Genomic DNA, 11,138 nt, shown 5'->3' on the forward strand with positions numbered 1-11,138 from the left:
CAGCGCCGCGAACCGCGCCGTCTCGCTCCTTTTCGAGCGGGGCGCTTTTTTTTTAGGGTGGATCAATGATTAAGAAAGTTCGAAATTGGGTCTTTGGGCCAGCAAAAAACCCTCTAGATCCGAATGTATTTCATAATGTTTCATTAATTGCTTTCTTTGCCTGGGTCGGGTTGGGGGCGGATGGGTTAAGCTCCTCTTGTTACGGCCCAGAAGAAGCCTTCCGCGCCCTGGGCCCTTACACCCACTTGGCCATTCCCCTGGCTATTGCTGTTGCTTTAACTGTTTTTATTCTTTCCGCCAGCTATTCTCAACTCATTGAAGCGTTTCCCTCCGGTGGAGGAGGGTATCTGGTCGCCACGAAACTCATAGGCCCCATTCCTGGACTAGTTTCTGGATCGGCTCTCTTGATTGACTACATCTTGACGGTCGCCATTTCCATTGCCTCGGGGGCCGACGCCATTTTCAGCTTTCTACCGGAACAATTCCTCCCTTACAAATTCGGTGCCACCCTCCTCTGTTTGGGGGTCCTGGTGGCCCTTAACCTCCGCGGCGTTAAAGAGTCCATCGTTATTTTAACCCCAATTTTTATCGTATTCCTTGTGACACACATGATTGTCATCGGTTATGGGATCTTTTCCCATGGGGATGAATTACCCGGATTGGTTGGGGCCACCATGACAGAAACCCGTGAAGGCATTGGAACACTGGGTCTTTTGGCCATGGTCGGAATTTTTCTCCGGGCCTTCTGCCTGGGCGGTGGGACTTTTACCGGGATTGAAGCGGTGTCCAACGGTCTCCAGATTCTCCGCGAACCACGTGTTTCCACGGGAAAACGGACCATGAAATACATGGCCTTCTCCTTGGCCCTCACCGCTGGGGGCATCCTGATTGCTTACGTCTTAAATGGGGTCCACCACGCGGAAGGACGCACCATGAACGCGGTATTGATCCAGGGACTCGTGGAGGGATGGCCGGGAGGAAAAGCTTTTCTTCTCATCACCCTCCTGTCCGAAGGAGCCCTGCTCCTGGTGGCCGCCCAAGCCGGCTTCTTGGCAGGGCCCCGTACCATGTCGAACATGGCCATCGATAATTGGCTCCCCCGCCGCCTCACAAACCTTTCGGACCGGTTGGTCATCAAGGACGGGGTGGTTTTTATTGGAATCGCGGCTTTGGCCATGCTCCTCTATTCCAAAGCCTCCGTTCGGATCCTGGTCGTCATGTATTCCATCAATGTGTTTCTCACGTTTTCGCTCACCCAATACGGGATGGTGGTCCATTGGTTGAAAAAACGTGGGGACAATTGGAAACGGAAAATAGCGATTAATTTTCTGGGACTCCTGGTGACCGCAGGTGTTTTAGTGGTGACTTCCGTTATTAAATTTCAAGAAGGGGGATGGGTCACCTTGGTGATTACGGGGGCCCTCATCATTTTTTGTTTTTGGGTCCACGCTCATTACCGAGACACATCAAAAGCCCTCCAACATCTCGATGACATTCTGACCCATCTCCCCCTTCCCGAAGAAGCCCCAGAAACCAAGAAACTACCATCCAAACCCACGGCTGTTCTCTTGGTGAACGGGTATAATGGGATGGGAATCCATTCTCTGCTCTCTATTCACCGTCTCTTTCCGGGGCATTTCAAGAATTTCGTGTTCGTTTCTGTGGGAGTGATCGATTCGGACCGGTTTAAGGGAAAAGCGGAAATAGAGAATCTCCGGGGATCAACCCAGGCCGATTTGGATAAATACACTCAACTCTCCCAACGGATGGGATTGTATGCGGAATCGAAATTAACCTTGGGGACCGACGTCATTGAGGGGCTTGAGCGTATTTGCGACCAAGTGGCCCAAGAATGGCCCAAAAGGGTCTTTTTTATGGGCCAATTGGCGTTCGAAGGAGAAACTTTCTGGACCCGTTTCCTTCATAACCGAACATCGTTTGTTCTGCAGCGCCGGCTGTTGTTCAATGGCCAGCAGGCGGTTATCTTGCCGATTCGGGTTCGATTAAAACCGATTTCTTTACCAAAGTAATTGCGCGCTTTATTTATTCCTGGGCAACGGCGCCCCTATTTAAGGAGGTCCCCATGGGATCAAATTCAAAAGAAATTGTTTACCTTTCTTCCGTCAAGTTTTTTGTGGGTTGCGTTGTGGCCGCCGCACTCGCTCTGATCGTCGGGCATTTCAAACCGTTGCCCGTGGGTTTTCTGGCGGCGGAAGTTCTCCTCACCGTTCTGGCGATATTTCTTTTCGGTTCGATCCGTTACCGGATCGATAAAAATGTCCTGACGTATGGGGCCGGGCTCGTTATTGTTTCCACATTTTGGCCCCTATGGAAAACAGCCTGGGTCGCCCAAGGAGGACCGGAAGGGGGAACCTGGAGCCAACACGTCATCCACACAGCTCAACACTATCTTTTGACCCTCCATGGGCTGGATCAGCTGGTCCACGCGGACACCATGCTTTTTATTCTCGGACTAACTTTTTTTGTGGCCGCCATTGCCCAAACCCGACTCTTGGAAACTGTAAGTTTCCTTGTCCTTGACCAAACCCGCGGACGACTGGTTCCCACGGTTGCCGCCATTGCCGCCCTTGTCGCCATGGCCTCCGGTGTTTTGGACGGGGTCTCCATGATCGGTTTGATGATCCGCACATTGGTCATTCTTCTCTTCCTTTCGAAGTCCAAAGACGACCACGTGATTTACGCGGTTATGGTTTCCACTGTTGTGACCACGGTGTGCGGCATGTGGTTGGCCTACGGGGAACCCCCGAACCTCATCATGAAAGCGAACCTTCACCCCCATCTCGATAACGCCTTCTTCATCCGCTATTGCCTCCCGGCAGCCGTGGGAAGTTATCTGATCGTTTTTTGGAATTTAAAAAAACGATTATCGGGAAAAACCGTTGATCTCCAAGGTCTCGACATTTTGGACAAACACACCGCCGATGTTCGCTTCTTGCAGGCGTCACGCCACGGAGAAGTTTTTACCGCTCTGGAATTCGCCAAAGAAAACGCCGAAATCCTCGGGACGAAAAGGGATCCCGTTATGAAAAGAATTCATCAGGGAATCCCTTTCGGGGAGGCCTTGGTGAACGAACACATTCCCGCGGAAAAAAGAATTCCCCTCCTTGGAAAATATTTAGACGATTCCCTCGCCAAAGATCTCGACAATTATTACGTTCATACTTTTGGACGGGATGATCATCAGGCGGTAGAATCCTCCCGCCGTTTGGAAGAGGCCATGGCCGCCACGCGGCGGAAACGAAGGGCCGCCCAAACCGTCGGCCTCTTGTCTTTCGTCCCTTTCGTTGGTCTTCTGGTCGCCCACGCCATCAATCACGACATTCCTCTTTTCCTGGCCTCTTTCGCTGGATTCGCGTTGGCTTTCCTCAGCATCGTGAAAGCCCCCAAAATCCGATCGCTGGCCCTTCGGGAAGCCGCCCATGAATTCAAGGAATACCTCTTCCTCCTTCCTCTTTTCCTCTCCATTTCCCTTCTTCAGAAAACAGGCTTTTTCGATCAGCTGGCGCAGCTCATCCACATGGGAGTTGAGCATTTAGGTAAGGCCCCAATGGCCTTGGGTCAGTTTGCCTTCGCGACGTTCCTCTCAGCGCTTTTAGATAACAATGTCGTGGCGGACTTTCTTGGTCGGGCTTTAAAAAATCTTGACGTGGTTTTGATTCATCTCTTCGCCATGGCGCAAATCGCCGGATACGCCCTTGGCGGTTGCTGGACTCATATTGGCTCGGCCCAATCTGTTGTGGCGTATTCCTTCATCCACAAGGAAATTGATCATCACTTCACCCCCTTCATGTGGATCAAGGCCATGACCCCCGTGGTCATCGAAATTGCGGTTTTTATGACAATCCTGATTTTCGTTGAGGGAAAACTTTCAGCGTGGCTCCACTGATCCACCGGATAGAATGGGTTCCGCTTCTTCGCCCACCGAAATTCCGCTTGTTTAATGCGACGCCCGAAAAATAAAAAGATTGACTTTTTCTAAACTTATGTTAACATAGGCTTCTCAACACACTGGTGTGTTGATTTTTACCTGGACAATGACCGTCCTTCTCGCTACGCGGGAAGGATTTTTTTTGTTCCGGCCCTTCCGAGACTGTGTTGTCTCCCAAAAAATCATCTAAATAGATTCCAGCGCGCCTGGCGCGCTTCAATGGAGGTCATTATGCTGTCCCAAATTAAACGATGTCTCTGGCGCGGTGGACTTTTCGCGCTCTTGGTCTGGGGAACCGGTCTTACTACGGTCGTCCTTCGGGCCGAGGAACCCGCCGTTCCAACGATGGAAACCGTTGTGGCAACAGACCCCGCCCTGGTGGGACGATTGGAAGCCATTGAACAAGGACTCACCGATCGGAAAGTCGTTTCCGATACGCTCTGGGTCCTCTTGGCGGGTTTCTTGGTGTTCTGGATGAACGCCGGGTTCGCCCTGGTGGAGTCTGGCATGTGCCGCGCCAAAAACGCGGTCAACATTCTCTCCAAAAACTTCATCGTCTTCGCTGTGAGTTCCCTCGCCTTTTATTTTGTGGGCTGGGGAATCATGTTTGGAGACGGGAACGGGTTTATGGGGTTGAAAGGACTCTTTATGTTAACGGGGGCCGATAACAGCCCAGCCACCGGGGACGCCTACGCCGGGGTCTACAGCGCCATCAACTGGACCGGCATTCCTCTCTCTGCAAAGTTCTTCTTTCAATTGGTTTTTGCGGGAACGGCCGCCACCATCGTCTCCGGTTGCGTTGCGGAACGGATCAAATATCTTTCGTTTGTTGTGTTCAGCGCGGTACTCGTTGCTGTGGCCTACCCGATCACAGGACATTGGATCTGGGGAGGCGGGTGGTTGGCTTCCTTGGGTTTCTGGGACTTTGCCGGATCCACAGCCGTTCACACCGTGGGCGGCGTGGCGGGATTGGCCGGAATTTTAGTCTTGGGCCCCCGCATCGGGAAATACCGTCCTGACGGAACCCCGAACGCGATCCCGGGTCACAACATGACATCGGCCACCCTGGGATGTTTGATCCTCTGGCTTGGTTGGTTCGGGTTTAACCCGGGGTCCACGATGGCCGCAGACGCCGGAGCCATTAGCTACATTCTCATCACCACCAACCTGGCCGCGGCCGCGGGTCTTTTAACCGCCACCTTGACCGCCTGGCTCGTGATGGGCAAACCCGACCTGGGTATGACCATTAACGGTTGTTTGGCGGGGATGGTGGCGATCACCGCCCCCTGCGCCTTCGTGACGATGCCCGCCTCCATCCTCATTGGGGGAATCGCTGGCGTGATCGTGGTCTTTGCCGTCATGTTCTTTGATAAAATCAAGATCGACGACCCTGTTGGCGCCCTGGCCGTGCATTTAACCAACGGCATCTGGGGCACCGTGGCTGTGGGTCTCTTCGCCGTTGACAAGATCACCGGGGCGGGAACCGGAAACGGTCTCTTCTACGGCGGTGGGTTTAAGCTCCTGGGCGTTCAGATCCTGGGTTCTGCCACCGTGATTCTGTTCACTCTGGTGGTTTCCCTCCTCTTCTGGTTTGTTGTGAAAGCCATCATGGGCGTTCGCGTGAGCCGTGAAGAGGAAATTCGAGGGCTGGACATTGGCGAGCACGGTATGGAAGCCTACGCGGGCTTCCAAATCTATCTGACCGAGTACGGCCTCGCTCCCGCTGGGGATCCCGAGCCGGAATCGACTAAGGCGGGGAGGTAATTTCATGAAACTGATCATAGCCATGGTTCAACCGCACAAAGTAGCGGACGTTAAAAAAGCCTTGGATGACGCGCAGATTCATCTCATGACCGTGTCCAATGTCCTGGGGTCCGGCCGTCAGAAAGGGTATACCGAAAGCTTCCGCGGCGCTAAGTACGAAGTCAACCTCCTAAAAAAGGTTCGTTTCGACATCGCTGTTAACGACGAGTATGTGGAGCCCTGCATCGCGGCCATCACCAAAGCCGCTCGAACGGGGAACATTGGGGACGGAAAAATCTTCGTGGTGGCTCTTGAAGAAGCCGTCCGCATTCGAACCGGAGAAAAGGGTAAAGCCGCCATCGGCTAAAAGCCCCTTCGTTTCACCGGAAAGGGCGGGGGTCATTGACCCCCGCCCTTTCTTTTTTCACAATGTCCCCATGGACGTTCTCTTTCTCTCCCGCCTTCAGTTCGCGCTGACCATTATGTTCCACTACCTGTTTCCCCCACTCACCATAGGATTGGGAGCTCTGATGGTTGCCATGGAAGGCCTGTACCTGAAAACAAAGAATCCCCAATACGAAATCATGGCCAAGTTTTGGACGAAGATCTTCGCCGTCAACTTTGCGATGGGGGTGGCTACCGGCATTGTCATGGAGTTCCAGTTCGGGACCAATTGGGCCAACTATTCCCGTTTCGTGGGAGACGTGTTCGGGTCCGCCCTCGCCGCGGAGGGAATTTTTGCCTTCTTTTTGGAATCGGGCTTTTTGGCCATTCTGGTGTTCGGTTGGGATAAAGTCTCCCCCCGGATGCATTTTTTCTCAACGCTCATGGTGTTCGTGGGCTCCGTCTTTTCGTCCGTTTGGATCACCATCGCAAACAGTTGGCAGCAAACTCCCTCGGGGTTTCACATCGTGGGAGAAGGCGCGGCCGCGCGAGCCGAAATCACCGATTTCTGGGCCATGATATTTAATCCGTCCAGCATGGACCGACTGATCCACGTGTGGTTAGGGGCTTTTTCCATGGGCGGTTTTTTTGTGATGAGCGTGTCCGCCTATTATCTGCTCAAAGGGCGCCATCGGGATCTTGCCCAAAAAAGTTTTACTTTGGCTCTCTTTCTCGCCACCGCCGCCAGTTGGGCCCAACTGGCTTCCGGTCACCATCAAGCGCGCGTGGTGGCCGTTCATCAACCAGCGAAATTAGCGGCTTTTGAAGGCCATTATCAAACCGGAGACGGCGGCGCTCCGCTTACCCTTTTGGGCCACCCCGACGCAAAAACAGAAACCACCACAGGCCTAAAAATCCCCGGCCTCCTAAGTTTCATGATCCACGGGAACTTCACCACACCGGTCCCCGGCCTCGACCGGTTCAAGAAAGAAGACCGTCCCCCCGTTGCCCTCACCTTTCATGCCTACCATGTCATGGTGGGCCTAGGGTTTCTAATGATCGGATTAACCGGGTGGGCCCTGTGGGCCAGGATTCGGGGTCGACTCTTTGAAAACCGATTCCTCCTCTGGATTTTTGTCTTTGCGGTTTTGGCGCCCCTGGCCGCCAACCAATTGGGGTGGGTCGCCGCGGAGGTGGGCCGCCAACCCTGGATCGTGTATGGACTTCTCCGAACGTCGGACGCCCTCTCCCCTGTGGTCAGAGCAAATCAAGTGTTGGGGTCCATCCTTATGTTCGGCGTCATTTACGCTCTGCTGTTTGCCGTCTGGTTTGTGGTCATGGATCACAAGATCAAACAGGGTCCCGAGGATGTCCCCACCCCTCCCCAGGGACCCGGCCGTGGTTTTATTCACACCGCCGGCGACGTCCGGTCGAGCGGCTCGTTAACGGAAGGAAAAGAGTAATTTATGGACCTTCATATTTTCTGGTTTGTTCTCTTAGGCGTCCTCATGGCTGGCTACGCCATTCTGGACGGGTTCGATTTGGGGGTGGGGATCCTGCATCCGCTCGCAAAAACCGATGACGAACGACGCATTTTCATGAATTCCATTGGTCCCCTATGGGACGGAAACGAAGTTTGGCTGGTCACCTTTGGGGGAGCCCTTTTCGCCGCGTTTCCCCGGGCCTACGCCACCCTATTTTCCGGCATGTACAACGCGTTTATGCTTTTAGTCCTCTGCCTGATTCTCCGGGCGGTCTCCATGGAGTTTCGGAGCAAACGCCACTCCAAACATTGGCGTTCTTTCTGGGACTGGACTTTCTTTGGGGCCAGTCTCACCACTGTTTTACTGTTCGGGACCGCCGTGGGAAACTGTTTCCGCGGTCTTCCCATTGGGCTGGATGGCGAACTGCGGCTTTCCTTTCTCGGCCTTCTCACGCCCTATCCCGTTCTCGTGGGACTTTTTGCCATCGTCACCGCCGCCATGCACGGGTCCATTTATCTCTATCTTAAAACTGAAGGTTCCCTTCAAGCCCGTCTCCAAAAATGGATTTGGCGGCTCTTCGGCTGGTTCCTTATCACTTACCTGCTCACCACCATTTTCACGCTTGTTTCCTTTCCCCGCGCCGTCGAAAACTTCACCCACCACCCCTGGGCCTGGGCCGTGGTGATCTTGAACGTTCTGGCCGTGGCCAACATCCCCCGAGCCGTTTTTCATGGCCGGGCCTTTGAAGCCTTTCTCTCCAGCGGGGCGTCCATCGCGGCCTTCGTCTTCCTTTTCGGCCTCGCCCTCTTCCCCAACCTCGCCGTCTCGACCCTCGACCCCACCGCCAGTCTCACCATCTATAACGCCGCTTCTTCGGAGAAAACCTTAAAAATCATGCGCCTCATGGCCTTCCTCGGCATGCCCTTCGTCCTGGCGTACACGGCAGTGATATATTGGGTGTTCCGTGGAAAAGTGGAGATTGGGAAGTTCAGTTATTAACTCGACCCGGAACAGCGAGGGACTTTAATTGACACACGTAGGGGTCCACGTGTAGAATCCAAATGGGGCACACCGTTGTGCCCCATTTGGACAGCATGTTCCGGCCCTCTGGGACTTAGGGAAAAGAGACAACGACGTCTCGCCGTTCGGCGCTCGCCGAAGGCCGAGACGTTTTTTTATTCTCTCAGGGGAGCCACTCTTTTAGGGGGTCAATGCAGACATGAAATATTTTCGGATTTTCCTTGGAAGTGTTCTCGCCACACTGGTCACACCCGTCCTCTGGGCGGAAATTGGGGAGGAGACCGTCGTTCCCAGAATTGATTCGGGGGATACCGCCTGGGTCCTTCTCTCCGCCGCGTTGGTTCTCCTGATGACACCGGCTTTGGCCTTCTTTTACGGAGGGTTGGTTCGGCGGAAGAACATGTTGTCGGTGCTCATGCAATGTTTTGCCGTCATGGGCCTGATCACGGTCCAATGGGTTTTGGTGGGATACAGCCTCTCTTTTGGTCCGACCATCAAGGGAGTGATCGGGAACCTCCACTGGATGGGTCTTAACGGGGTCGGCTTGGCCCCCAACCTGGACTACGCACCCACGATTCCCCATCAGGCGTTTATGATTTACCAATGCATGTTCGCCATCATCACTCCGGGCCTCATTCTCGGAGCTTTTGCCGAACGCATGAAGTTTTCTGCCTATGTCCTTTTTGCCCTCCTCTGGAGCACCCTGGTGTACGACCCCGTTGCCCATTGGGTTTGGGGCGCGGGAGGATTTTTAAAAGAGACCGGAGCCCTGGATTTCGCGGGTGGCGCTGTGGTCCATGTCAACGCCGGGATGGCCGCCCTGGCCGCTGCTCTGGTATTGGGAAAACGGCGGGGGTTTCCCACCCGGATCTCCCCCCCCCACAACCTCCCCTTTGCCGTTTTGGGAGCAGGACTTTTATGGTTCGGGTGGTTTGGGTTTAACGCTGGGAGTGCCCTGGGTTCCGGAACACTGGCCACCACGGCCTTCGTGTCCACCCATATCGCGGCGGCCACCGCAGGGCTGGTTTGGGCCGGGTTGGATTGGCTTGTGAACCGGCACGCGACCATGCTGGGGACCATCACGGGAGCCGTGGCCGGCCTTGTGGCCATTACACCCGCGGCGGGGTTTGTCACCCCGCTGGGGGCCATGGCCATTGGGCTTACCTCCGCGGGCATCTGTTTTATTTCGGTCATGTATGTAAAAGTCAAATTCGGTTATGACGATTCCTTGGACGCGTTCGGGGTTCACGGCGTGGGGGGGATTTGGGGAGCCATTGCCACGGGCTTATGGGCCACTCTTGCCGTGAATGCCGGTGGGGCGAACGGACTTCTCCATGGAAATCCAAGTTTACTCTGGATTCAAACCCAGGCGGTCTTGATCACGGGGATTTATTCTTTTGTTCTGAGTTTCGCCCTCCTCAAGTTGGTGGACGTTTTGGTGGGCCTCCGGGTCACTGAGCAGGACGAACGAATCGGTCTCGATCTCACCCAGCATCGGGAAGCGGCCTACACAGTCATCGATTGACCTCCAAGGAGAAACCCCTATGAAATACATCGTAGCCATTATTCAGCCGGACAGATTGGACGACGTGTTGGATGCCCTGGAAGAAAAAGCGATTCACCTTGTGACGGTCACGAACGTCATGGGACGCGGTCGCCAAAAAGGAATTTCTGAAGTTTATCGAAGTCACCGGGAAGGCGGAAGCCTCTTAAAAAAAGTAAAGATTGAGGTGGCGGTTAACGAAGAATACGTGGACCCCACGCTGGACGCTATTCGAACCGCGGCCCGGACGGGCAATGTGGGAGATGGGAAAATTTTCGTCTTAGATCTAAGTCAGGTTCTGCGAATTCGCACGGGCGAAACAGGACGGTTGGCCATCGGCTAAACCAGAGCGCGGCAAATACTATTTTCCCCTCAACAAATGTGATCCCGACTAAAGGAAGGAGTGAGGAAGAAGTTTTTTAGCTTCGGACAAGATTTGATCGGGACGAAAGGGTTTCGGAAGGAACACATCCGCCCCCGCGGCCAGGGCTTCAGGGCCCGTGACGCCCGGGTCATAACCCGAAATGGCGAGAACGGAGATATCCCTAAGTTTTTCGTCCGCCCGAACGCTCTCGCAAACCCTGGCGCCATCCAAACCGGGCAGCCGAAGATCCAACACCACGAGAGCGGGAATCAGTTCCGCGATCTTTCGGCCGGCTTCAAAACCGTCGGCCGCTTCGTGAAACTCCCCCTCCGGTAATCCCCGGCGAAGCGAGCGAATGACCAACTTTCGCAGGCGGTCTTCATCGTCAACCACCAAGACCCGGAGCGGCCCCGTAGGAATTAAAAGTTCAGCAGGAATGGGAATGTTATGGCTTTTTAAAAAAACAAGAAGATCTTCATCCCAAACGCGACGATGGCCACCGCCTGTGGTGAACGACGGCAACAACCCCTCCGCGATCCACCGCCCCACCGTGGGCGGCGTCACGTGGCAGATCTTTGCAACCTTATGGGTCCCGTAGGCTTTTAGTTTCATGACAGGATGATTCCTCCTGTCCTTTTACCCCCGGTTTCC

Annotated in this window: 9 protein-coding genes; 8 read left to right on the forward strand and 1 reads right to left on the reverse strand. The window is 54.3% G+C overall.

The window, feature by feature from the left end; translation table 11 throughout:
- Positions 1-65: 65 nt before the first annotated feature.
- The 8 genes from JNK54_00185 (at position 66) to JNK54_00220 (ending at position 10,466) form a co-directional block, all read left to right on the forward strand.
- A complete protein-coding gene (locus JNK54_00185) occupies positions 66-2,030 on the forward strand; it encodes an amino acid permease (protein ID MBL8022686.1) in 1,965 nt (654 codons plus the stop codon).
- Between the two features lie 53 nt (positions 2,031-2,083).
- Positions 2,084-3,907 carry a hypothetical protein gene (locus JNK54_00190; protein ID MBL8022687.1) on the forward strand — a complete coding sequence of 608 codons (1,824 nt, stop codon included), beginning with the start codon at positions 2,084-2,086 and terminating at the stop codon, positions 3,905-3,907.
- 261 nt (positions 3,908-4,168) lie between these two features.
- A complete protein-coding gene (locus JNK54_00195; protein MBL8022688.1) occupies positions 4,169-5,713 on the forward strand; it encodes an ammonium transporter in 1,545 nt (514 codons plus the stop codon).
- A gap of 4 nt (positions 5,714-5,717) precedes the next feature.
- A complete protein-coding gene (locus JNK54_00200) occupies positions 5,718-6,059 on the forward strand; it encodes a P-II family nitrogen regulator (protein ID MBL8022689.1) in 342 nt (113 codons plus the stop codon).
- Between the two features lie 70 nt (positions 6,060-6,129).
- Positions 6,130-7,539: a cytochrome ubiquinol oxidase subunit I gene (locus tag JNK54_00205; protein MBL8022690.1), complete on the forward strand. Its 1,410-nt coding sequence runs from the start codon at positions 6,130-6,132 to the stop codon at positions 7,537-7,539.
- A gap of 3 nt (positions 7,540-7,542) precedes the next feature.
- Positions 7,543-8,559, forward strand: a complete 1,017-nt coding sequence (cydB, locus tag JNK54_00210) for a cytochrome d ubiquinol oxidase subunit II (protein ID MBL8022691.1) — start codon at positions 7,543-7,545, stop codon at positions 8,557-8,559.
- Between the two features lie 316 nt (positions 8,560-8,875).
- A complete protein-coding gene (locus JNK54_00215; protein ID MBL8022692.1) occupies positions 8,876-10,105 on the forward strand; it encodes an ammonium transporter in 1,230 nt (409 codons plus the stop codon).
- Positions 10,106-10,124: 19 nt separating this feature from the next.
- Positions 10,125-10,466 (forward strand): P-II family nitrogen regulator, encoded by a 342-nt coding sequence (locus JNK54_00220; GenBank protein MBL8022693.1) that lies wholly within the window; start codon positions 10,125-10,127, stop codon positions 10,464-10,466.
- A gap of 48 nt (positions 10,467-10,514) precedes the next feature.
- On the opposite strand, the gene JNK54_00225 is transcribed toward JNK54_00220, so the two are convergent.
- On the reverse strand, positions 10,515-11,099 hold the full coding sequence (locus JNK54_00225; GenBank protein MBL8022694.1) for a response regulator: 585 nt from the start codon (positions 11,097-11,099) through the stop codon (positions 10,515-10,517).
- Between the last annotated feature and the right edge of the window lie 39 nt (positions 11,100-11,138).

This window comes from Elusimicrobiota bacterium (assembly GCA_016788905.1).
Lineage (GTDB): Bacteria > Elusimicrobiota > Elusimicrobia > FEN-1173 > FEN-1173 > JADKHR01.

Coding starts and splice junctions, on each gene's coding strand:
- JNK54_00185 (MBL8022686.1), top strand. CDS start 66: ATGATTAAGAAAGTTCGAAATTGGGTCTTTGGGCCAGCAAAAAACCCT.
- JNK54_00190 (MBL8022687.1), top strand. CDS start 2,084: ATGGGATCAAATTCAAAAGAAATTGTTTACCTTTCTTCCGTCAAGTTT.
- JNK54_00195 (MBL8022688.1), top strand. CDS start 4,169: ATGGAGGTCATTATGCTGTCCCAAATTAAACGATGTCTCTGGCGCGGT.
- JNK54_00200 (MBL8022689.1), top strand. CDS start 5,718: ATGAAACTGATCATAGCCATGGTTCAACCGCACAAAGTAGCGGACGTT.
- JNK54_00205 (MBL8022690.1), top strand. CDS start 6,130: ATGGACGTTCTCTTTCTCTCCCGCCTTCAGTTCGCGCTGACCATTATG.
- cydB (MBL8022691.1), top strand. CDS start 7,543: ATGGACCTTCATATTTTCTGGTTTGTTCTCTTAGGCGTCCTCATGGCT.
- JNK54_00220 (MBL8022693.1), top strand. CDS start 10,125: ATGAAATACATCGTAGCCATTATTCAGCCGGACAGATTGGACGACGTG.
- JNK54_00225 (MBL8022694.1), bottom strand. CDS start 11,099: ATGAAACTAAAAGCCTACGGGACCCATAAGGTTGCAAAGATCTGCCAC.